The 22275-nt window shown below is 37.8% G+C and carries 19 protein-coding genes; 8 read left to right on the top strand and 11 right to left on the bottom strand.

All coding sequences use genetic code 11. The features are described from left to right. Window positions 1-386: 386 nt before the first annotated feature. Genes CLV94_RS10420 through CLV94_RS10435 form a run of 4 tightly spaced genes read right to left on the bottom strand, consistent with a single transcriptional unit; the run spans window position 387 to window position 8128 of the window. Window positions 387-884 carry a hypothetical protein gene (locus CLV94_RS10420; protein WP_121376431.1) on the bottom strand — a complete coding sequence of 166 codons (498 nt, stop codon included), beginning with the start codon at window positions 882-884 and terminating at the stop codon, window positions 387-389. Window positions 885-888: 4 nt separating this feature from the next. Then, window positions 889-3645 (bottom strand): hypothetical protein, encoded by a 2757-nt coding sequence (locus CLV94_RS10425; RefSeq protein ID WP_121376432.1) that lies wholly within the window; start codon window positions 3643-3645, stop codon window positions 889-891. Between the two features lie 26 nt (window positions 3646-3671). Next, window positions 3672-4013 carry a hypothetical protein gene (locus CLV94_RS10430; protein WP_121376433.1) on the bottom strand — a complete coding sequence of 114 codons (342 nt, stop codon included), beginning with the start codon at window positions 4011-4013 and terminating at the stop codon, window positions 3672-3674. Further along, complete coding sequence (locus tag CLV94_RS10435) at window positions 4010-8128, bottom strand: hypothetical protein (protein ID WP_121376434.1); 4119 nt, start codon at window positions 8126-8128, stop codon at window positions 4010-4012. The genes CLV94_RS10430 and CLV94_RS10435 overlap by 4 nt, the downstream gene beginning before the upstream one ends. Window positions 8129-8904: 776 nt before the next feature. Here CLV94_RS10435 and CLV94_RS10440 point away from each other — a divergent pair. From CLV94_RS10440 to CLV94_RS10450, 3 genes are all read left to right on the top strand, one after another. Further along, window positions 8905-9393 carry a hypothetical protein gene (locus CLV94_RS10440; protein WP_121376435.1) on the top strand — a complete coding sequence of 163 codons (489 nt, stop codon included), beginning with the start codon at window positions 8905-8907 and terminating at the stop codon, window positions 9391-9393. A 3-nt stretch (window positions 9394-9396) separates the two neighbouring features. Then, a complete protein-coding gene (locus tag CLV94_RS10445) occupies window positions 9397-9930 on the top strand; it encodes a DUF2199 domain-containing protein (RefSeq protein ID WP_121376436.1) in 534 nt (177 codons plus the stop codon). Between the two features lie 77 nt (window positions 9931-10007). Further along, on the top strand, window positions 10008-10388 hold the full coding sequence (locus CLV94_RS10450) for a nuclear transport factor 2 family protein (protein ID WP_121376437.1): 381 nt from the start codon (window positions 10008-10010) through the stop codon (window positions 10386-10388). Between the two features lie 134 nt (window positions 10389-10522). On the opposite strand, the gene CLV94_RS17235 is transcribed toward CLV94_RS10450, so the two are convergent. Beyond that, a complete protein-coding gene (locus tag CLV94_RS17235; RefSeq protein ID WP_121376438.1) occupies window positions 10523-11173 on the bottom strand; it encodes a hypothetical protein in 651 nt (216 codons plus the stop codon). A 238-nt stretch (window positions 11174-11411) separates the two neighbouring features. Here CLV94_RS17235 and CLV94_RS10460 point away from each other — a divergent pair, with 238 nt between their 5' ends. The 5 genes from CLV94_RS10460 (at window position 11412) to CLV94_RS10480 (ending at window position 16214) form a co-directional block, all read left to right on the top strand. Beyond that, a complete protein-coding gene (locus CLV94_RS10460; RefSeq protein WP_121376439.1) occupies window positions 11412-12422 on the top strand; it encodes an LLM class flavin-dependent oxidoreductase in 1011 nt (336 codons plus the stop codon). 87 nt (window positions 12423-12509) lie between these two features. Next, the gene (locus CLV94_RS10465; RefSeq protein ID WP_121376440.1) at window positions 12510-12794 is read left to right on the top strand and encodes a hypothetical protein; all 285 of its coding nucleotides are present in this window, start codon (window positions 12510-12512) and stop codon (window positions 12792-12794) included. Window positions 12795-12868: 74 nt separating this feature from the next. Further along, window positions 12869-13324 carry a hypothetical protein gene (locus CLV94_RS10470; RefSeq protein ID WP_121376441.1) on the top strand — a complete coding sequence of 152 codons (456 nt, stop codon included), beginning with the start codon at window positions 12869-12871 and terminating at the stop codon, window positions 13322-13324. Window positions 13325-13370: 46 nt separating this feature from the next. Then, window positions 13371-13844 (top strand): nuclear transport factor 2 family protein, encoded by a 474-nt coding sequence (locus tag CLV94_RS10475; RefSeq protein WP_121376442.1) that lies wholly within the window; start codon window positions 13371-13373, stop codon window positions 13842-13844. 87 nt (window positions 13845-13931) lie between these two features. Beyond that, window positions 13932-16214 carry an acyl-CoA dehydrogenase family protein gene (locus CLV94_RS10480; RefSeq protein ID WP_121376443.1) on the top strand — a complete coding sequence of 761 codons (2283 nt, stop codon included), beginning with the start codon at window positions 13932-13934 and terminating at the stop codon, window positions 16212-16214. On the opposite strand, the gene CLV94_RS10485 is transcribed toward CLV94_RS10480, so the two are convergent. The 6 genes from CLV94_RS10485 to CLV94_RS10510 are packed head-to-tail and all read right to left on the bottom strand — an operon-like array spanning window position 16215 to window position 22267. Beyond that, window positions 16215-17264, bottom strand: a complete 1050-nt coding sequence (locus CLV94_RS10485) for an o-succinylbenzoate synthase (RefSeq protein ID WP_121376444.1) — start codon at window positions 17262-17264, stop codon at window positions 16215-16217. Window positions 17265-17275: 11 nt separating this feature from the next. Beyond that, window positions 17276-18499: a tetratricopeptide repeat protein gene (locus CLV94_RS10490; protein ID WP_245982537.1), complete on the bottom strand. Its 1224-nt coding sequence runs from the start codon at window positions 18497-18499 to the stop codon at window positions 17276-17278. A 52-nt stretch (window positions 18500-18551) separates the two neighbouring features. Further along, a complete protein-coding gene (locus CLV94_RS10495; RefSeq protein WP_121376445.1) occupies window positions 18552-19229 on the bottom strand; it encodes a metal-dependent hydrolase in 678 nt (225 codons plus the stop codon). Between the two features lie 11 nt (window positions 19230-19240). Then, the gene (gene menA / locus CLV94_RS10500) at window positions 19241-20188 is read right to left on the bottom strand and encodes a 1,4-dihydroxy-2-naphthoate octaprenyltransferase (protein WP_121376446.1); all 948 of its coding nucleotides are present in this window, start codon (window positions 20186-20188) and stop codon (window positions 19241-19243) included. A 46-nt stretch (window positions 20189-20234) separates the two neighbouring features. After that, window positions 20235-21749 (bottom strand): PH domain-containing protein, encoded by a 1515-nt coding sequence (locus CLV94_RS10505; RefSeq protein ID WP_121376447.1) that lies wholly within the window; start codon window positions 21747-21749, stop codon window positions 20235-20237. Further along, on the bottom strand, window positions 21749-22267 hold the full coding sequence (locus CLV94_RS10510; RefSeq protein ID WP_121376448.1) for a PH domain-containing protein: 519 nt from the start codon (window positions 22265-22267) through the stop codon (window positions 21749-21751). The genes CLV94_RS10505 and CLV94_RS10510 overlap by 1 nt, the downstream gene beginning before the upstream one ends. Window positions 22268-22275 lie beyond the last annotated feature (8 nt).

A 22275-nucleotide genomic window follows, 5' to 3' on the forward strand; every position in this document is an offset into this window, starting at 1 on the left:
CCATGCGTTTTTTGCAAATATTCTTGCGCTTCATTTTACCTTGGTTAAAAAACTTGCCATAAAAATCTTCAAAGTAAGATTTTTTTCTCGACAAGTAGTGCTTCTGCAATCCAACATATCTTGGATCCTTTTCATCATCTTCTTTCTATGAAGTATATAAAGATATTCAATCAGAATGACCGATTTTCCTAATATATTAATCAATCCTGAAATTTTATAAATAATATAGCTTTCGTTATACGTAGATGGGCTTGATTTTTTTGAATCGCATAGTTTTTGTTTGACGGACAAAAAATAATCTTTGTAATGAGATTTTTTTGATAATTAATATAAATTAAAAAACCGCAAGAAGCCTTACGGTTTTCATTTTCATGAGTTGTCGATAACTATTTGCTTTGTAAATAATGATCGTAAATTTCTAGATATTTTAATATTGAACGTGCAGCTGTTTCATAAGAACCATCTGATTCAATGGGTACAATTGATTTATATTTATTATAAACAAAACCAAAATCTGAATCTATATATCCGGCTTTTCTTAGCGCTTTTTCACTCCCTATTACAGAAGTTCCTGCATCTTTAAACAAAACCCAGTTGTTTAATCCAGCTGGCTGGCATTCTTCTAGTATTCTAGAAATATTAGTGTTGATAACACTTATTAAAAAAACTTTTTCGTTGATATTTTCTTTCACTTTTCCATTTCCATCTTCAGGAATAGTAAATCCCATCGGTAACAAATAATAACCTTCAAAATTTGGGTCAATTTTTTCAGCAATTTCAATATCCTTTCCAATAACATTTCTTATTCCTTCCAAAAATTGAGGCAAATTGTCAACTCCTACTGGTTTAACATCTTTTAATCTTAATAATTTTACTTGTATCATGATTTTATCTTTTTATATATTTGACATTTACTTCAATATTAAAGTCTATAAATAATTCACTATTGTCTGACAAGTCATATTTTTTCATAAATTCTTTTGTAATTGGAAAACCCTCACTCTTCAATCGGCGTATTGATAATTTTGTGGTTACATCTGTCTTAATTATTTTTCCAGATATGGTCTCATAACCTGCTTGTGTCATAACGGTCTTCATATATTCATTGCTTGGAGCTGCCAAAATATCTACGTCTGCTAGCCTCGTCAAGCCTTTTTCTTTCATAGCCTTATGGATATAACCCATCGTTTCAAGGTTCTGAATTTGAGCCATCTTAACAAGCTTTATTTCTCCTTTTGTAATTCCGAGCAATTTCATTTGTCTCAATGTAAAATAGGCTTGGGTGGGAATTCCTTTACCTTTTACTAAAGCTACTCTTACATCGGTCACCCATTTCGGCAGGTCTTCTATAAAACCATGATTGAATGTAAATATTTTTTTAGTTTGGTCATAATTTCTATAGAAATAACCTGTAAAATTTTGAAACTTCGTAATAATTCCTTTTCCATATATCGGATGGATACTTTCGACATCTTCAATGGCATTAAATCCTGCTGGTTTATGATTTACATTAATCCCATCAAACAGTCCATCAACATAACCAATTCTGCCATTTTCATATTTTACAGTCTGTTCAAGAATATCGAGTCCATTTTCAAGCGCTTTACCTTCAGCAGACCAAAGTTCTTTTAATGAATTCCTGATTTCTTTTGCAGTTCCTTGAGCAATAACTTCGCCTTTATAAAGTGCTGCAAGACCTTGAACTTTTCCATCATGTCCAATACCTTTTATAAACAGCACGCCTTTTTCTTGAAATCTTGCAACCGCTCTGATATTGAACTTTATACCTGTATTGGCTAAAGCTTCTTCAGCGTACAGAATCTCTTTTACTGTATTTTGAGTAAAATTAGCAATATTTATTTCAAAGATGACTTTTGTAATACAAGCTCTAGCAAAATTGGCAACCTTAAAGTTTTTAATCGCATTTGCTGTTCTTAACAGCCCTGCTCCTGCTTTAAAAAAACTCTGTATAAGCGCTGGGCCGGCTGTTATAATACCTCCAACCACATAAATTTGCTCCCAAGTCTCTAAAAATTCAGCGCCTCCTGGAGTTTCCAAAATTTCATTCCGACTGGTATTTATGGCTACATCGCCGGTAGCTAGCACTACATCTGCAAGAGCTAGGGCAAATACTCCTGGATTTGCAGTAGTTGCCATTACTATTACGCCAGCAATGATTGCTACTGTATCGAATCCAATACGAATAGCGAGTTCGACATCCTGCCTCTCTTTTTCGCCCGCGAGTGCTTTTACAAAAACAATAGGAACGGAAATAGGAATATCTATACCCGAACTGTAATCAACCAAAGAAACCATGTCTAAAGGATGGTACATCCTCCCTTTATCTTGATCAACAGTTTCAGAATAGCTCTTTTCTAGATCCGGTCCTAAAGAAATAGTCACTCCAAACTCATCAGTTTCAGTATTGGGCTGTTGATAGGTATGTTCTACGATTTTCTGTTGCTTTAAGTAAAATTCATCTTCCTTTTCGTCGCTAAACCAAGAAATATCAGAATCTATCTTATACCCTTTTCCATAATAAAAAGTCTTGTCTATCCTCTTCAGCCTATTGTCATATACGCAACAGGCACTTATCAGACTAGCAAAAATTATCCTGTTGCTTGTGACCTGTCCCATAAACTCTGAACTTCCATCCAGATTCTCATAAATTCTTTTTAAAAAAGCTTGGTCTTCACTAAATTTTTCGATTATATAAAAAGAGTTGCCAAAAGCCTTAAATAAATTCATTAAAGCACCACTGCTATCTTTAAAGTTACTAAACGTTCCTGTATCATCATAATCTGTGAGCAGATTCACATGATCCCATAGCTTTTCTTCTTTCAAAAGAGACACTAATTGATTTAAGATAAAGTCAGGAATATTTTCATAAAGGAACTTCAATTCACTTCCCGTTTTAGCTATTTTGAGAGCCTCAACAAAAGCATTTTTAATTTTTTCCTTAACAAATTCTTTTGATCCCGTGTGTTCGGCTAATGCCACAAACGCATTGGCATCGTCTGTTTTTATAATAATCGCATTGAATTGATCTCTTAATACAAAATCATTTTCAACTTCTGGCGTTACGTCATAATTTCTTAAATGCATGGCATCTTCATAGACAAAAGCAATCCGAAAGTTTAGATTCTTTTTTGCAGCATCTATCTTAAAAAGATAGCCGGGTTTATCTAAGTTCACATGACAGGCTCTAGAATTAAGCTTGATTTCTAATTTTCCCTGCCTTTTTATCTTACGATTTTCATCTTCATAATTAAAGATTGTCTTATCACTAGAAACCGAAGCATAAAAACTTTTCAGCATCATTGCCGAAGGGCTCTTCGAAGACAGTGGATTAAGCGTAGGGATCAAGAAAGCTGGAAAATAAAAAGCCTTTTTATAGGGTCTATTTGTCCTGATAAATTTCAATAATTCATTAATGTCAATTATTTTAGTTGTCCATTCATCTATATATTCACCACAGGAATTATTTTCTCCATATATTTTTTCATAAGCAATTTCTTCAAAACTATTATTTTTTAAATTACCTACTTGTCCGCTGTTCTGAAATGCTTCGAAGCCCTGCATATCCAACTCTCGTAGAAGATCCTGACTTTCTTCGTCAAAATCTTCAAATATATCTGTTGTCATATTATTATTTTTTATGGTTAATACTCTTAAATCACCAACTTATAGCTTGGAAATAGCTCGACAACCGAGGTATTGTTTCGCAAAAAGTTCTTGATTTTATATTCTGTAGTGATGGCCAGGTCGATATGATAGTTCAGCGCAGTTGTCCACAGCTGTGAATTCACGATCGGAAAATCACACACCATCATAATGTCCCAATCCTTACCTTCCAATTGGCGCCAATCGTTTGGCAACACCCTTGCCCTGCTGCCATGCAAGTAAATAGCTCTTACAGGAGTAATCTCATCTACTTTGGCTTTCAGGTCATTTAAAATATATGGCAGCACGAATTCGTGCTGCCATATGGCTTCTGCCTTTATCTGGCTCATATAGAAAATCTAGAAATTGGCAATAAAGTATTTACTTCGGCAGAAGCTAATTTGGTTCCGTTAGCATCCAAAATCCTGTCATAATAAGCTGTCGGATTTGTAAACTTCACAGAATCGGAATTGAAAAGAACTTTTACCTGATCCAGTTCAGGCATCGTAACCGTTACTGGAGTTTCTTTTTCAAAAATAAATGTCGGAACTACGCTCGTGTCCACTATGAATCGGATAGACGCTTCATTGTTATCTGCTGAAGTATACTGCTGAGCATCGATTCCGGGAATCAGAGACAGTTGTTCTGCTAGCTTCGTATAGATAACCTTCGCTGAATCTGTTGACTGCCAAGCGGCATCTCTTTCGATAACGATTTCTTCTCCCATACATCGGAACGTTCTTGGAAAACTGGAATACGAATCATAGTGACCAATAGTATTATTACCAAAACTATCCATATCTTCATACGAAAAGGTAACTGTTTTTGAAGAAGCTCCGTTCATCTGTGCTCCCGTGATATGGAAATTAGCTGAATGCGGTACAGAAGCAGGATCTTCGAAATCAGACAAGTCTTCGTCATACGGTAACGCTTTGTCTACCTTTAATCCAATGCTATCGGCCTGCAAAATAGTCAAAGCAGTTGGGAGTCTTGTAGCCCATGCTTTTCCTTCTTTTTGACCTTCCGGCTCACGCAATTCGTCTACGATAGAAAGGAACAGTTCATCTTCGATAACTGGTACTTCGCCTCCATTCCAGATTTGGCCCGTTTGTAGATAATAGCTAACCACTTCTTCAAAACCTGGCCTAACTGTTACGATTACTCTCGCCATACCTGCCTGCATGAAACTTCTAAACAAAGGATCATTGTTATCATATTGATACAGTTTTGCCCAATCTTCTCTAGCTCCCCAATAGTACGGATAGAAATTATAAGACATAATGTCCCATTCAAAAGCTTGCTCAATAAATTTGGCAAAAGCAGCATAATCGTCTAGATTCGCATCTACTTTTATCTCATGGTTTCCAAAAGATCTGTCTACACCTGAAGCAAGAGGCTTGGTCATGTCTTTTCCATAAGTTCTTCTCGCAGTAGTATTCTGGTCTATTATATAAGAGATACAGTTTTTGCGCAATACCATGTTTTCAATTTCACGATAAAAGCCAGGATTAGTACCTTTGATGACAACACCTTTGGCTTGTTCTTCGGCTAATTTTTGCTCGTATTCTACAACTGCATCTTCATAAGCATCAATAATCGCTTTGAACGTTTCTTGCTGCCATTGTTGGTATTTATTGGCTGTTCTTTCTAATTTGACGCTAACATTGGCAATACCAACGTGGTGCGTAATAAAGAAAACAGAAACTGGAATATTGCCTTCAAAAGCATTTAAGATCTCACCATCTTTTGGATATAATCTCCAGTTGTCGTTCAACGAACCGCAATAGTATCTCAAGTTTCCAACGCTGACACCAATCGATTTACCCCAGCTGGTCTGCATTGCAGCACTAGATACAGTAACTACCGCATCAACCGTTTTATAACCTTCAGGCAAAGTCAGATTGGCTTTATCAGACCAAGAATTACCACCACTCATCAATCCAGAGAAATTGAATTCTTTACCGACACTTAAGAATTGCGAAGGACTCGCATCCAAATCAACATTTAGCTTTCCGCCCCAGTATTTTACTGTAGCATCATTTACACACGTAAAATCTTTTAGATTTAGCGGAGTTGTCGTTCCTTGAGTGTCAACAAATTTTCTTGGATCTACGGGCTCTATCAATTTGGATCCTCCATTCTCAGACATACCCAATATATGAAGCTTGGCAGGCTCTGGAACCATAAATTCAAACATCAAGCGTTTTCCATAATTATAGATCTGATTCTTATAAACCTTGTCAACCCAGCGATAAACTCCCACGACATGCTTGTCGCCTTTCGTATTATCAAAACCGTGCTTGTTATTGTCTTCAAACTCTTCGATAATTTTCTCGATACGCTCTTCTTTTACCTTAGTCACGATTCTTTCCATCGCACGCTCTGTTACCTCTTTAGCTTGGTTGACGGCTTGGCGCGTACTTTCTTCTCTAGAAGTATGCGTAGCCATATTGACATTTGCACCCAGAGTAAATTTGGTACCTCCTGTTGTAGCGCCGCCCCATTCCATTCCGAAGTTTCCTCCGGCAGAAAGATCTTTGCTTTCCTGCAACACTTTTGCGACTTCACTCTGCATTTCGAAACGGCTCGTATTGGTCGTATCCGACAACTGTTCTTTTTCTCTTTCAGAAGTAGACGTCGTCGTATTTTCGCTTCTACGGAGCTTGCGGGTAGCCTTCTCCTTATACTCGCGGGCCATGACGTTTTCGATTGCCGCCACTTCGCCTTCAACATATCCTTGAACAGTCTGTTCTACTTTTTTATAATCAGCAATACCAAGTTGTTTTACTCCAAATCCAGAAGGGATAAACGATCCATCGGCTCCAGTAGCAGGTACAGAGGGAACTGACGGCGTGCTTTCTGGCTGCGGCTCTAAGATGGTCAGCATCCTGCCCGTAGCACAATTCAACGTATGCCAAAAATCAGTCGTGAACGATTTTTTTGCTCCATTCGTAAAAGTAATTGCTACTGTAAGATTCTTCATCACGTAGTAGAAATCACCTGTCGTAAGCGCATCATTATGAAGATTGGTCAGCATGATGCTGTTTCCGTTTCTGTTTTGCGTAAAAGCAGTACGAACCACCTTTTCTCCAGAATACTTTTCGACCGTAGTCTCAACTCCCGAAATCTGCCATGAAGAATCAGCTACCGTAAACGAAACGTCAAAGTTTACATAGGTACCGCCATTAGCGTTACTACTGTAGATTTTTGGACAGGCTTGATAAGAAAAAGGAAGTGTCCCAGCCGTAGCATTATTTGTCGTAGGAATAACAACTCCTCCAACACTTATTGAAATATTTCCTTGATGAGGCGTATGGCTGATGATAGTCTGCGTATTAGTAGAAACCTGATCTTCAATCAATGTGAAAACATTTTGGAACGACGTTAGGCTAGTATCGCTCGACAATCCTGGAGTGATTCTAGCCGCAAGGCCTTCTCCTTTTTTTTCCGGCTCGTCTTCTGTCTCTATTTCCAATACTTCAAGCAATGTATCAAAAGCTGGTGCAGATAATACAGACTTCAAATGTTCCAAATCAATTTCGTTTCTGAATTTAAAATTAAAAGCAGGCAATTTAGGCATTGGAACAACTGGTGGCTCATTGCAAGGATCTGCCGCATCAAAAGGGACATCAGGATTTCTCACAGAACACCATTTGGTTTTGGCATCTTCCACATTCTTATGATAATCATCAATAATAGGCTGTATTTCTGCCTGGTATTTTAGCTGTTCTTTTTCAAAGGAAACCTGATATTCCTTTTTATAGGCCTTTTCGACTTTTTGCAATTCTTTCTTGAGCTTATTCTGTCTTTCTATATTTATGTTCGACAAGGAAATTGCTTGAAATTGTCGCATCTCATCGTTAGGCAGCGACATTTGGGCTTCTTCTTCAGACTCACCTCTTGCAGCCATTCTTGCAACAATCGGAGCAGAAGACGTATTTTCTACGAATAACTGCTTAGGCAAGACAACTTTTGCATTCATCAATTGTTTAGACAATGGCTTATTCGATTCATCATAGTTTCTAAATAGATGGTTGGCGACAAGCAACTGCATGATGATTTCTTTAGCATAAAAGCTTTTCTGCGTGACTACTTGGTAAAAAAGATTGTCCCATAAAAGAGTCAGCTGCGATGGCGTCAAGCCTGTTGTAACTTTTAAAACCTCTTTTTTGAGGTCTGCTTCAGTATACGAATATTTGTTCTTTGCCATCCATACAGCCAGCACATATAGTTCTGCATTGATAGATTTTAGATTTTCTTGGCTTATGGCCCCGAAAGAAGGAGAAGCATCTACCATAGATTGCCACTTGCTCTTGTTGCTCGGCCTGTTGGCGACAGCGTTGTCAAATGTTACTCCATTTGCGCTTCGATACACAAAACGCTTGTCTTTGTTTTTTTCTTCAGATAGCTCTGGCGATCTCATGGTAACGAATCGGAAGAGCGTGTTTTTAATTTCTGTACTCATTTTTACTTTTTTAAATTATAAGATTTATTTCTTGTAATATTCGTGGCTAATATGATTCTCTGAATTGTTTTCCGGACAACAAGGCTTTTGAATGGCTAGTATCGAATGATTACAGTACAAATATATAAGAAATAAATCTATTAAACAAATATAAAATAAGATTATTTTCAATTATTTTTCAAAATACTGTATATTATTATCTTACAGTCAGCAATTCGTCAGTTGCTTAAAAAAGAAAGTGTCAATCATCTTTAAATCAGCAATATACATTATAAAAGCACATTTAAAATGCACAGAAGCATTAATAATCAGAGCTCTCACAAAGGGAAATAACTTAGATTATTTTCAATCAAATGAAATATAAACAGAAGAAAGCCTATTTAAAAATAAATCAAAAGAAAGAAGAAGAAAAATGTGCCGATACGCACAGAAAATAATAAGAAACTCCGGGGTAATAGGGTTCTTTCTTGTATCGAAGCTAGTAGTTCACTCCGACGTGATAGCTGACCGGCTGGGCCGTATCGTTGTTTTGACCAAAAGATTGGTGCCCCTTTTCGCCACTTAGTTGACACTTTCCGCCGATTAGTTAAGGCTTTCCGCCAGCTCAGGTAATCAAATTTGTTTAGGCGTCTTCCAACTAAGCTGGTTTTTGATATAAAATTATTTAGGGCTGAGGTTTTGTAGTTTTTTTGTGTAGGGAAATAGTTATATTTGGTGGAAAGCAACTCGTTTCTATCTTTAAAAGTAATGGGATAACAATAATAAGAAAATAGCAAATGAGAATCAGAAACTCTTTACTGGCAGGAATATTTTTTGGCTTTACTGCTGGCATATATGTTTTTATAACCTCCAAAAAAAGTGATTTAGCCTTGGTCCTTGGAGTTTTTTGTACTATTGTATTTAGTATATGCTTCTATATCAAGATGTTTTCAAAAATTGATTATTCGCTTCAATTCCAAAAAATAGATAAAAATCAGATTGTATATTCTGGCTTAGCAAATCACTATAGAAATAAAATATCTGTGGGAGGTACACTCTATCTACTAAAAGACAGGCTTATTTTCCAGACCAACGCCATAAATTATACAGAAAGACATGAATGCACAATACTTCTTGACCAAATAACTGAAGTTAACTTTGTAGATGCTTTAGGATTGATTAAAAATGGCTTATCTATAATAAAGCATAAGGAGAAAGAAGATTTTCATGTGAGTAAAAGGGAAATTTGGAAAGAACAGATTGAAAGACTATTAAATGTTGATTAATTTATGAAATACATTTGCGATTGTTGTGGAAAAGAATGTGAAGACTGGCCTGCCCTGGCTTTCTCTTCGCCACTTTATTATGATATCTTGCCCAAAAAAGACAAAAAAGAAATTGCCGAACTCAGCAGTGATTTCTGTTCTATCCATCATGCCGATCAGACTGACAGGTTTGTCCGAGGCGTACTTTTTCAAAAAGTAAACAATCATTGCGAAGACCTGCATTATGGACTTTGGGTTTCGTTTAGCGAAAAAAGCTATCAGGATTATAAAGACAACTTTGACAATAAAGAACATGAGGGAAGCTATTTTGGCTGGCTCTGCAACGACATACCAGATTATGATTTTGAAGAAAGCATTCCAACCTCTGTCTATACACGAAAAGGCGGAGACAGGCCAGAAATTGTACCTCATAAAGATTTCGACCATCCCTTCGTAAGAGATTACTATAATGGTGTCAGCAAAGAAGAAGCTGAAAATCGCATAAAAGCTATGTTAGAAAAGACAACTAATAAGAAATTATGGTGGAAGTTCTGGTAGCTCTATTTATTTGACTAGAATGCTATTACTTATTCATGTAACAGATTGTTTAAATGATAAAAATGTAAATTCAGAATATGGACAAAACAGAAATCACCAGAGAAAATGTCGTTGAAGCGGAAAACAAACTTTTTTCGGCTCAACTTGTAAGCAATGTGGACGAACTTGACCAACTATTGCACGATGATTTGGTTGCAGTTGCACCGACAGGACAAATTCTAACTAAAGAAATGGACTTGAACTCACATAAAGCGAAAACAATGATTATTGAAGACGCTTCAACAGAAATTGACGACATTAGAATAATGGGCGACACCGCGCTTTCAATCGTTACAATGACAGCGAAAGGAAAAATGATGGGAACGCCTCTAGAAGGAAAATTTAGATATTTTAGAGTTTGGAAACGCTTTGACGGCATGTTGAAAGTTATCGGGGCCAGTTTTATGCAATTACCTTGATTAAAAACTTTTATTACAGGGCTTATAAAACCTGACTTTATACGGCAAGAGCGGCCTTGCCTAAAAAAATAAGACTTACGCTGTAGATATAAACAAAAAACCGATGACTAGTAATCATCGGTTTTTTATTTCCTTTACTTTTTCTTCTTCGATTTGTTTTTGGATTTTGCTTTTGCCTTAGCTTTCGCTACTTTTTTAGCCTTGGCTTTTTTTCTAGCTTTTTCTTTCTTTTCCTTATCTTTTTTCTTTTTAGCCTTGGCTTTTTCCTTCTCTTTTAGTTTTGCCTTTTTAGCTTTTGCTTTCTCCTTGTCTTTTTTAGCCTTGGCTTTTTCCTTTTCTTTCATCTTTTTAGATTTTTTCTTGTTTTTCTTTTTATCCTCCTGTACTGCTTCTTCGGTATTCGCTTGAGTATCTTGGACAGGCGTTAATGCGTTTTCAACTTCTTTTACACTAGCCTCTGTATTTTCCTTTGGCGCTGCTTTGGTCGCCGCTGGAGTTGCTTTTTTTACTGTTGTCGTAGCAGCAGGCTTTGCGGCAGCTGGTTTAGCGGCAGCCGTTTTAGCCGCTGTAGTTATTGTTCTTGAAGGTGCCGGTTTGGCTGCAGGCGCAGTTTTAGCTACAGGAGCTTTCGCTGTCGTACCAGCGGCTGGCCTTGGCGCTCTAGCTCTCGGAGCTGAAGCAGGCTTTGGACTCTCTTGCTTCGCAACTGGAGTAGCTGTGGCTTTTGGAGTATCTTGGCTTTTCTCAGGGGCGTTTTCTGGATTGTTTTCGGCTATTTGACTCATAGGGTTATCGATTAGTATTATACAATGATTTTGAGATTCTGGAAATAGTGTTCATGTTTCGTTAAAATTACGATATTGTAAATTTAACGTTAACAAATTTAAGCCATTAATAGATGCGCCAATGTTAAGTTTTCACTTCAGGCAAAAACTTAACATTGGAAATTTTTAGGAAAAAAATAACACCTTGCAGCCTTTGGCAGAAACCGTCAAAAGTGATTAGTTTCTTATCTTTACAAGTATGAAAAATATCAGATTAAGCATTCTTGACCAATCTCAGGTCAGGAGAAACGGAACAGCAAAACAAGCGTTGCAAGAATCCGGCGAATTAGTACAATTAGCAGAAAAACTAGGATACACCCGCTATTGGGTTTCAGAACACCATAACTTTAAGATGGTTGCCGGCACGGCTCCCGAAGTATTGATTCCGTTTTTAGCCTCAAAGACACAAACCATAAAGATTGGCTCGGGCGGTATCATGCTTCCCAACCACAGCGCCTTTAAGGTGGCCGAAAACTTCGGACTGTTGGAAACGCTTTTCCCAAAAAGAATTGATTTAGGAATCGGACGTGCTCCTGGCGGCGACAGGCTGTCGTCTCACCTGCTCAATCCTTCTAATACCTTTAGTGAAAAAGAATTTTTCCAGCAATTGATCGATGTCCAAGCCTTTCTTAGGAATGAAACCCTAGCCGATACGGTACATGAAAAAGTAAAATCGTATCCGTGTCCGGAAGAAATTCCAGATTTATGGATTTTGACATCCAGTGGAGGCAGTGCTCAATTTGCGGCCCATTTCGGAATGGCATTGTCGTTTGCTCAATTTATCAATCCTGATGGTGGTCCAGAGGTAGCGGCTTTCTACCGCCAGAATTTTAAGCCTTCTGCCGAGCTGAAACAACCGAAAGTAAATGTCGGAATCTTTGCCTTCTGCTCTGAAGACGAACAAAAGATTGCCGATTGGATTACAGAATTCGATTATCGAATGCTGCATATTGAAGCGGGTGCTGCCGGAGAACTTCCTTCTTTTGAAGAAATAAAAAATATGGGCTATACGTTGCAGCAGAAAGCACGGATTGCTTATAACAAAGGGCGTTATATTGCAGGAACTCCGGAAAAGCTCAAGGCCGCTATCGAAAAAATTGCCGACGAGTATGAAACCGATGAAATCATGATTGCCACCATAGCAGAAAATTTTGAAGACCGCAAGAAATCGTATGAATTGCTTGCAGGACAATTCCTAACATCTTCTTAAATTTTAGAAATAAAACAATATATTCTAGCGATTTTAAGTTAAAATGAGTACATTGAAAACAATAATAACCTAAAATTCTAGACTAAAATGAAAAAATCGTTTATCGCATTGGGAACCATAGCGTTGCTAGCGTTCGCTTCCTGTAAAAAAGACAAAAAAACTCCTGATCCAGTTCCGGAGACGCCGCCTGTAGAAAACCCAACTCCGACTCCGTCGCCTAAAACCGAAGCTGAAAAGCAAGATAATGACGGAACTACCGTTTCTGTCGGAAAAGACGGTGTTCAGGTAAACACAAAAGATGGCGAGAGCAAAACAGACGTGAACGTTTCTAAAAATGATGCGTCTGTCGAAATCAAAAAGCCAAAGAATTAAATTTTATTTGTTTAAGGCCAGCTTCTTCAGGCTGGCTTTTTACCAAATAAAAAACATTGAAAAAGAAACACACTATGAAAAAATTATTCCTGCTGCTACTCTGCATTGCTGTTCTTGCAGCCTGCAAATCGAAGCCAGCGGCACCTAAAATAGCCAAACTAGAACTTTCGCAAGTAAGCCCGTCTCAAAAAAGCAGGGCGTATGATTTAGGAAAAAGGATATTGAATGCCTGCAACACTTCTAAATTTAAGCCTTTTACAAAAGAAGAAGCTACCGATAAGGTAATCCAAAATACGACTTTAGAAAAACTGTCTAGCACTTGCAGAAAATTTTCGATAAAATATGGGCAGTTTGAAGATATTAGATTGGTTGAGGTTATCAAAAACAATTCTGACAATACACTTGTTTTCAGATACAAGGCAGATTATCAGAGAAAATTTGCACAAAAAGAACTTCAGGTAACGCTAAATAACGAAAATAAAGTCTCAGCTATTCGCTCGACCGATTGGACAGATGTCTATACTCCGTAAACAATTGTCTTTTTTTGCCTACTTTTAATGATTCAAAATCCCAAGTATGAACACCAACGAACAGATTATTGAAGAATTCTATGCGGCTTTCGCAGCCCAAAACGCAGAAACAATGGCAAGCTGCTATCATCCAGATATCGTTTTTGAAGATCCTGCTTTCGGAAAACTCGAAGGAAAAGACGCCTCGGATATGTGGTATATGTTGATTGAAAGGGCTAAAGGAAACCTGAAAGTTGAATTCTCCGATATCAAGGCCGATACTCAAAAAGGAACGGCACAATGGACCGCAATCTATCATTTCATAAAAACCAACCGAAAAGTCGTCAACAAAATAAAGGCTTCCTTTGAATTTAAGGACGGTCTGATTATCAAACATACCGATTCGTTTGATTTCTGGAATTGGGCAAAACAAGCTTTAGGAACAACCGGCTTGCTATTGGGATGGTCTTCCTTCCTTCATAAAAAAGTACAGCATCAGGCTTTGGAATCTTTGAGAAAATACCAACAGAAAAATTCTTAATTAACATACATTTAAACCTTATCCGATCATAATTGCTTAATTTTAAAGGGATAGAAATTACACAGCTTTTTTAGAAATTATTCCATTATGACAAATCCAATTTTAAATTCCTTCCTTCCTATATTTTATATCGCTTGGTCTGATGATGTGTTGACAGAAAAAGAAACAAACCTGCTTAAGGAATCTATCAACACCCAAGACTGGCTGACAAAAGCCGACAAAAAAGAACTTCTTTCTAAAATAAATATCGACAGTCCTCCGTCAAGAACCGAACTGCAGGAGTGGAAAGAAAGTATCAAAAGAGCCGTAAATCAAGACAGCGAAGAAGAATTGCTAACAGATATCTCCATAAAATTAGCCCTGCTCGACAATCCTAAAATTAGCAATGAAAAGCTAAAGCCGCTCTACTTCTATCTTCAAAATTTAGAAAAATTATTAGGAATCATCAGCAACGAAGCCGTATATGTCTTCAAAGAAAGGCATGATACTATTACTTCCAAATACGCTACCGAAGCAACTTTCTCTGTAGAAAAACTCACAGAAATACTTGATGGAAATCAGGCCGAAACGATCAATAAGGTCAAAAAAATTATCAGTCGTCCCACTTTTAAATATGAGGAATCGACCGATATTGAGGTCTATCGTGAAAAAGTTTTGAAATGGTGCAAAATTTTGGCAAAAGAAGGTTTGGGATCTACTGCCTACCCTAAAGCTCATGGCGGCCAAGACGATGTAGAAGCTTATTTTTCTATCATGGAAACTTTAAGCTATCACGATTTGAGCCTTGTCATCAAATTTGGCGTGCAGTTTGGACTTTGGGGCATGAGCATCCAATCGCTTGGAACCGAAAAACATTATGCAAAATATTTGAAAAAAGTCGGAACGCTCAGTCTTCCTGGCTGTTTTGCCATGACCGAAACGAATCATGGTTCTAACGTAAAATCGCTTGAAACCACAGCGACATATGACCACAAGACAAAAACCTTTACGATCAATACGCCGCATAAATTAGCGCGAAAAGAATACATCGGGAATGCGGCTCGCGACGGACAGATGGCCACAGTTTTCGCCAAATTGATTATTGACGGAACAGACCACGGCGTCAATGCTTTTATAGTACCAATTCGCGACTCAAAAAACAAGGTGCACGAAGGTGTCACTATTGAAGATTGCGGTCTAAAGATGGGACTGAATGGTGTAGATAACGGAATTATTTATTTTGACAATGTCGTGATTCCGAAAGAAAATATGCTCGACCGTTTTGCTTCTATAAACAGCAAAGGACAATTTGAAAGCCCGATTGCCAGTGATAACCGACGTTTTTTTACCATGCTCGGCACTTTAGTCGGCGGCAGGATTGGAATTCCGCGTTCAGCACTAGCAGCAGCTAAATCAGCCTTGACAATTGCCATCCGCTATGGCGACCAAAGACGTCAGTTCGGCCCTCAAGGCGGTTCAGAAGTTCCAATTTTAAACTACAGAATGCACCAGCGTAGACTGATGCCATATTTAGCCAAATCCTATGCCATACATTTTGCCTTGCAATATGTTACGCAACGATTCCTAAACCGAAAAGAATCGGAAATGCAGGAAATCGAAGCTTTGGCAGCCGGCATGAAAGCCTATTCTACTTGGAACACGCGCGATACCATACAGGAATGCAGGGAAGCCTGTGGCGGAAAAGGCTATTTGGCTGAAAATCGATTTGCTGCTTTGAAGAATGATACGGAAGTCTATACCACTTTTGAAGGCGATAATACTGTCTTAATGAATCTCGTTGCCAAAAATCGACTTTCAGAATTCAAAAATCAGTTTGGCGAAATGAACGCCTTGAGCCTTTTTAATTATGTCGTAGACCAGGCCAAAACCTCAATTACCTATAAAAATCCTTTTGCGACTCGAAATACGGACGAAAATCATCTGGTTGATAGCGAATTCCACATTCATGCTTTTCAGTTCCGTGAAAGGGAAATACAGGCTTCTGCGGCAAAACGTATCAAAAAGCTGCTGGATAGTGGCTTGGATTCATTTGATGCTTTTAATATCGCCCAACATCATTTGATTAATGTAAGTCAGGCTTATTTGGAACGAATTGTCTTGGAACAGTTTCAGCTTCAAATTGAAAAGACGAAAGATGAGGGCGCAAAGGCTATCTTAAAGAAACTTTGCCAGCTCTATGCCTTATCAACTCTCGAAAAAAACGCAAGCTGGTATCTGGAGCAAGGCTACATGGAAGGTGTAAAAACAAAAGCCATTCGAAAAGCCGTAAATCAGTTATGTTGGGAAATCAGACAGAATGCTGTGCCTTTAGTTAATGCTTTCGCGATTCCTGAAAGCTGCTTGAGCGCACCGATTATCACGAAACAGTAGTTATTTATCTAGAAGCAAACCTATATTCCAGCCTATAGCAGGATCATAAACTAATTCTCCGTTACTTACTTCTAAAGGACAATCAAAATTATTAGTATACAGACCGCCAGTGCCCAAACCTTGGGGCATTGGATTCTGTTGCAAAAATGTCCATTGTGCAATAGCATTTAAGCCAATATTGCTTTCTAAAGCGGAAGTAACCCACCAGCCGATATTGTATTTTTCAGCAAGCGAAATCCACTCTTTTGAACCTCTAAAACCACCTATCAAACTTGGCTTTAAAATGATATATTGGGGCTTTATTTTTTGCAACAAAGCTTCTTTTTCAGCATATCCAAAAATACCAATCAGTTCTTCGTCCAAAGCAATCGGAAAAGGAGTCGTTTTACAGAGTTCTGACATACTGTCATGCTGATTTTTTTGTATAGGTTGCTCTATACTATGTAATTCAAATTCAGATAATTGATTTAATTTATATAAAGCTTCATTTGAAGAAAATCCACCGTTAGCATCTACCCTGATTTCGATAGTTGAAGCATCATAATTTTGTCGAATAAAACGTAATAATTCGAGTTCTTTTTCGAAATCTATAGCTCCAATTTTAAGTTTTATACAATTAAAACCTTGCGCCAATTTTTCCTCAATTTGTGCCTTCATAAAAGCAGGCTCTCCCATCCAAACCAAGCCATTGATTGGAATGCTTTTTTTGCCCTTTGTAAAGTCAGAAGGAAACAGTAAAAAAGGCGTTTCGCTCTCCAACGACTGAAACGCCATCTCTACTCCAAATTGTATGGAAGGAAATTCTAGCAGCGATTCCCAAAGCGTCTCTTTTCCGAGATGGATATTTTCACAGGTCCATTGCAGCTTTTCTTCATAGTCGGGTCTATCATCTGCACTTAGACTTCTCAAGATACCGCACTCGCCTATTCCTGTTTTGCTATTTTCCTCCAAAATAAGAAACCAAGTCTCCTTTTGGGTCATAACACCTCGCGATGTACCTGATGGTCGCTTAAAATTAAGAATATGCTTTTTATAGGAGGCTTTGAGCATTGTTTGTACTTTTAATCTTCGAGAAGTCTTATAATCCTGTCGAAATCGTCGTTTTTGAATCCTGCTTTTTTTAAGTCTTCAAAGTCGGATTGTGTTTTGTTTTTCCAAGATAGGGCTGTCGTTACGTTTTGCCCATTATACTTTTTATGGATTTCCTTTGCTTTTTTGTAATCACCTTTTAGCAGATAAACATGTGCCATATTTAATTGGACAAGCAATTCTGAAGCGTCTATCTTCTCACCTTCTTTCAACGCTTTCAGCGCTTTATCGTATTGTTTTGAATACAGATAATATTGACCTAAAGCATTGTAATCCAAAACAGTCGCATTGCCGTTTTCAATAATTCCGGTCTGCAATAAATCGATAGCTTGTTCGTATTTTCGATTTTTGAAATAGTGCAACGCATCCAAACGGATTGACGTCAAGATTGATTTGTTTGCTGGTTTTTCAGAGAGGCATGCATTTCCAAAATCCTTGAAGGCTTTTGCTTTTTCAATCGCCATAAGATTTTGAAACTCTTGAAATTTGTATTGTTTTTGCATTTTTTCAAGGATACAAAGCGAAAAGTCGTCAGAGTTGAGCATTTTTTTAGCCAACTCCGATGTTTTGACCTGCTTGATAATTGTCTGGCGATTTTCTGTCGTCCAGCCACGGCTTAATTTATTATCTACCCAAGGCACGACTTCTAGGATAATCTTCTGCTTCATGATCCAGTTTTTACTTTCAAAACCAAACCATAAATACTCCATTCCCGCTTTCAGGCAGGAAGATTTATCCATCGAAAGACGCCTTGCATCTTTATTTACAGGAGTACTCTGAAAAAGGCAGGCGTTCTCTGTTTTTCCTTTTTCTTTGTATTCCTTCGCAAGAGCATTGCTTGAAAAGATACCATATGTGCATTTATCATCGCCAGAAATTTTAGACGTCAAAAACACTGCTCCTGCAGCACCTTGGCTGATTCCTGTGGGATCTGGAATTGCTTTTAGCAAAGAAGTCAGGCTGTTCGCCATCTGCTGGTTTTCGTCAAGAAGCGTGATCCTGTAGACGATTTCGGTCGTACCAGTCGGAAGGTCTTCGGTCCTTACAGTAATTCTGTCTCCTGCTGAAACAATAATTTCTTTTGTAGTCACACGATCTTTGTCCCAATAGCCATCTTGCTGGGAAAAAGCAAACTGGGCCATAAGTAACAGCAGAAAAAGTGCAATTTTTGATGTATGCATTTGTAAATGGTTCATTAATAGCTTTATTGTACAACAAAGCTGAAAGGTCGATTGCGAATCGATTTTGCTAGATATCGATAGAATCGCCTATTTCCAGAAGCATCAAGTCTTTTCCTTTGTCAAAAAACTTCTTTTTGGCTTCTTCGTGGTTGATTTTTATGTATCCGAACGTATCGTAATGACAGCCTAAAATCTTGTCGCATTCGACAAAATCAGAAGCAATAATCGCGTCTTCTATATCCATGGTAAAATTATTTCCTATAGGAAAAATAGCCAAGTCTAGTTTGGTTCGCAACGGAATCAGCTTCATGTCAAACGTCAGAGCTGTATCTCCAGCAATATAAATGTTTTTGTGCTCTCCTTCTATAATAAAACCGCCAGGATTACCGCCATAAGTACCGTCATTAAAAGAACTCGAATGGATGGCATTTACATATTTTACGGTTCCGAAATCAAACTTCCAGCTTCCGCCATGGTTCATTGGATGGCTTTTCAATCCCTTTTTTTCGAAATAACCTGCAATTTCTGCATTGGAAACAATAGTCGCTCCCGTGCGTTTTGCAATAGCCTCAACATCCAGCGTATGATCGCCATGTGCATGTGTTACTAAGATATAATCGGCTTTTAGTTCATCGATATTGATATGGCTGGCCAGTTCGTTTGCCGTGATATAAGGGTCAACTATGATGTTTTTGCCTCCGACTTCAATCCCGAGGCTTGCGTGTCCGTAGAAAGTAATTTTCATAATTCTGATTTTTAATTATTTACAATAATATCCGATAGGAAGAAAATAAGACAAAGCGATAAAAGCACAGATAAAAGAAACGTACTGATAGCCAGTTTTTTCAATTCTGGATCGAGCATTCTTGGATCTTTATTTTTGTAGACCGTGATCAAATGGCTTGTCAGCGGGAAATAGGCTACGATAAAAATGTATTGGTCAAACTGAAAGTTATTCAGAATTGCAAAAACAAGCACCAGAATCATAGCTGAAATAACTAGAAAATAATGATATTTCTTGGCTTTTGCACCGCCAATTTTTACTACGATGGTATTCTTTCCTGATTTTCTATCTGATTCTTCATCTCTCATGTTGTTGAGGTTGAGCACTCCTACACTTAAAAAGCCAATAGCGATTGCCGGAAGGAAGAGCTTATAATCTAATTCTTTAGAATATAAAAAGTTGACACCCAGCGTGCTTACTAATCCGAAAAACACGAATACAAAAAGGTCGCCATAACCGCGATAGCCATAAGCCGTATTTCCTACCGTATAGCGGATTGCGGAAGCAATAGCCAAAATACCTAAAATCAAAAAGAAAATGGAATAGCCGATATTGTTCTCTCCAAACGCAAAATAAATCAACAAAACGGCGGAGATAAAAGTCAGGACAGACGTAATGATAATGGCTCGTTTCATGGCTTCAGGAGAAATCACGCCACTCTGTATGGCGCGTTTTGGGCCAACCCTATCTTCATTATCGGTTCCTTTGATACCATCGCCGTAATCATTGGCAAAATTGGAAAGCACCTGAAGTCCGAGTGTTGTCAGTATGGCAAAGCCAAATAACTGCCAGTTAAAAACTTCGGTCGGCGTTAGCACATTTGCTGTTGGATATGCCAAGGCATACATGCTTCCTACAATTATTCCTGATACCGAAAGCGGCAATGTTCGCAGACGTGCTGCTTCTACCCAATGTTTCATGTTTAGTGTTTATTCGTAAATAGTGTTTTCTTTTTGAAAGGCAAAGTTACATCCAATTTTGCTTAGATGTCTCAACCTGATACAGCCAATAGTTCACTAATTGCTTTATTTTTGTAAAATCTCCGAATTTAAAATGTACATCTCCTGCTGCAGTATGCAATGTCAGATGGCCAACGTCGGCTCCCTTATGCCAGAAATATTGCCTTGTCGTAATTGCCTGTATTTTATAAGGTTCAATAATCTCATGCTCTACATCCCACGCTCCATGCTTGAGTATCACAAAGTTTTCATTGGAATAGAGCCTGTTATTTTTGAATCCGAAATAAATCACGCTGCTAACGAGACCTAAATATACAAAAATCAAAGGGATATAAAATGTGATATTTTCAACTTCCGAAAAGTTTAAAACCGTAAAAATTATACCTAAAAATACGGCCGCAGAAAAAATCCTGGAAATCAAATAGCGAAAATTAGGCTGTATCGGAGTTCCTTTTTCTGGAATTTTACCAAGAATCAGCTTTAGAATTTCATCTCTTTCGTAACTATTACAGCCTGGGACTTCTATCACGTTGCTTTTTTTCTGTTCTTCTTTGGCTTCGTTGCTGGAAGCTTGTTTCATATTCATATCCAGAATCTTGAGCTTCTTCTGAAAATAATTTTGGCTGTAGGATGTAATCTGTACTTTGTCTGGATTTAACAGCGTATTCTTCTTTGCAAACAAACCGGAGATTATCGCCAAAGATTGTTTCTGCTTGATCATCTCAAAATCGAAGTGTTTTATAAATGTCCTGATGATATTGATCAGCAACACCAAGAACAAAAGTCCGGCCACTAAAATTCCTACTGAAAAATAGCCTGCGCTTTTTTCGAAGGCTGAATCAACCGTTGTTTCGTCGATTTCAAAAGTACTGATAGCATCTTTGAAACTTTGGTAAAGTGTAATCGCGAAAGTAATTAGAAGTGCGATCGTTCGTCCGTAATTGGATGTAATCCCTACTTTAAATAAAGTAGTATAACTTACTTTAATAAAGGGTTTTGCATTGGAACTAGAATTGGAAATTATTTCTGATTTTTCTTCAGAAACAGCTTCTCCCTTATCGCCATAATCCAGCAATCTTTCTTTTAAAATTAGCGCCAAACTTTGGTCGATAGCGCGTATGCTGATTTCTTTTTTATCGCTTCCAGCCGTATCGATATCCAAGCTATAGACACCTATTATTTTTTGAATGATGGATTGATTGATGTTAACCTGCTGGATTTTTGAAAGCTGGATATTAATTTTGCTCTTATTGATTATTCCCTTACTTAGAACAAATTCCTGCTTTTCTTCGTCCAGAAAAAAAGTAAAGTTTCTGTATTTTAAATAGCCTATCACCAAGGTCAAGACAACCAAAGCTAGGAATCCAAGAGCTATAAGAAGATAATTTTCGGACTTCATTCTGAAAAGAACCACCAAAATCGGTGCCCATAAGGCACGTATAAGGCCTTGGAACGTATCAGCAAACATAATGACGATTCCCGTTACGGATTGGCGCTGTGGCGTCTTAAAATCAAACTCCATTAGATTTGATTTTGGATTTTCTGCATCAGAAGTTCTTTGATGCTTTCCGCTTTTTCTTTTTCTATTCCCGAAATCTTGACATCGCTCGTGCTTCCTCCTGCTGTATAAATCTGTATCTGCGCCAGGTTGTATATTCGAGAAAAAGCACCTTCATGCATGGCTACATGCTGAATCCGATTGAAGGGCATCATGGTCGTAGTGGTCGAAAGCAATCCTCTTTTATACAAAATATCTTTTTCTCGTACGGCATAGGCACGTCTTTTTACAGATGCTACTGAACTGAAAAACAAAACTAAAGCAAAAGCCACATAAGAAACACCAAAAATCGAATAGGCCAAACTTTGTTGCATTTCTTCATTAAAGTAAATCAGAGCGCCAATTCCGATTGCTATAATCAGCAAGACAATAGCAATATTGATATAAACGACCTTGATATAATCTTTATGCAATGAAGAAAAATGCACTTCCTCAAATTTGGGAAGTAAGTCTAAGTCTATCGTTTCGTTGGTAAATTCCATTCGGTTTC

Source organism: Flavobacterium endophyticum, from assembly GCF_003634455.1.
Classification (GTDB): domain Bacteria; phylum Bacteroidota; class Bacteroidia; order Flavobacteriales; family Flavobacteriaceae; genus Flavobacterium; species Flavobacterium endophyticum.

What these genes read in the sequence shown, in the direction of transcription:
- CLV94_RS10420 (WP_121376431.1), bottom strand. Translation starts at nt 884, where the DNA reads ATGATACAAGTAAAATTATTAAGATTAAAAGATGTTAAACCAGTAGGA.
- CLV94_RS10425 (WP_121376432.1), bottom strand. Translation starts at nt 3,645, where the DNA reads ATGACAACAGATATATTTGAAGATTTTGACGAAGAAAGTCAGGATCTT.
- CLV94_RS10430 (WP_121376433.1), bottom strand. Translation starts at nt 4,013, where the DNA reads ATGAGCCAGATAAAGGCAGAAGCCATATGGCAGCACGAATTCGTGCTG.
- CLV94_RS10435 (WP_121376434.1), bottom strand. Translation starts at nt 8,128, where the DNA reads ATGAGTACAGAAATTAAAAACACGCTCTTCCGATTCGTTACCATGAGA.
- CLV94_RS10440 (WP_121376435.1), top strand. Translation starts at nt 8,905, where the DNA reads ATGAGAATCAGAAACTCTTTACTGGCAGGAATATTTTTTGGCTTTACT.
- CLV94_RS10445 (WP_121376436.1), top strand. Translation starts at nt 9,397, where the DNA reads ATGAAATACATTTGCGATTGTTGTGGAAAAGAATGTGAAGACTGGCCT.
- CLV94_RS10450 (WP_121376437.1), top strand. Translation starts at nt 10,008, where the DNA reads ATGGACAAAACAGAAATCACCAGAGAAAATGTCGTTGAAGCGGAAAAC.
- CLV94_RS17235 (WP_121376438.1), bottom strand. Translation starts at nt 11,173, where the DNA reads ATGAGTCAAATAGCCGAAAACAATCCAGAAAACGCCCCTGAGAAAAGC.
- CLV94_RS10460 (WP_121376439.1), top strand. Translation starts at nt 11,412, where the DNA reads ATGAAAAATATCAGATTAAGCATTCTTGACCAATCTCAGGTCAGGAGA.
- CLV94_RS10465 (WP_121376440.1), top strand. Translation starts at nt 12,510, where the DNA reads ATGAAAAAATCGTTTATCGCATTGGGAACCATAGCGTTGCTAGCGTTC.
- CLV94_RS10470 (WP_121376441.1), top strand. Translation starts at nt 12,869, where the DNA reads ATGAAAAAATTATTCCTGCTGCTACTCTGCATTGCTGTTCTTGCAGCC.
- CLV94_RS10475 (WP_121376442.1), top strand. Translation starts at nt 13,371, where the DNA reads ATGAACACCAACGAACAGATTATTGAAGAATTCTATGCGGCTTTCGCA.
- CLV94_RS10480 (WP_121376443.1), top strand. Translation starts at nt 13,932, where the DNA reads ATGACAAATCCAATTTTAAATTCCTTCCTTCCTATATTTTATATCGCT.
- CLV94_RS10485 (WP_121376444.1), bottom strand. Translation starts at nt 17,264, where the DNA reads ATGCTCAAAGCCTCCTATAAAAAGCATATTCTTAATTTTAAGCGACCA.
- CLV94_RS10490 (WP_245982537.1), bottom strand. Translation starts at nt 18,499, where the DNA reads ATGAACCATTTACAAATGCATACATCAAAAATTGCACTTTTTCTGCTG.
- CLV94_RS10495 (WP_121376445.1), bottom strand. Translation starts at nt 19,229, where the DNA reads ATGAAAATTACTTTCTACGGACACGCAAGCCTCGGGATTGAAGTCGGA.
- menA (WP_121376446.1), bottom strand. Translation starts at nt 20,188, where the DNA reads ATGAAACATTGGGTAGAAGCAGCACGTCTGCGAACATTGCCGCTTTCG.
- CLV94_RS10505 (WP_121376447.1), bottom strand. Translation starts at nt 21,749, where the DNA reads ATGGAGTTTGATTTTAAGACGCCACAGCGCCAATCCGTAACGGGAATC.
- CLV94_RS10510 (WP_121376448.1), bottom strand. Translation starts at nt 22,267, where the DNA reads ATGGAATTTACCAACGAAACGATAGACTTAGACTTACTTCCCAAATTT.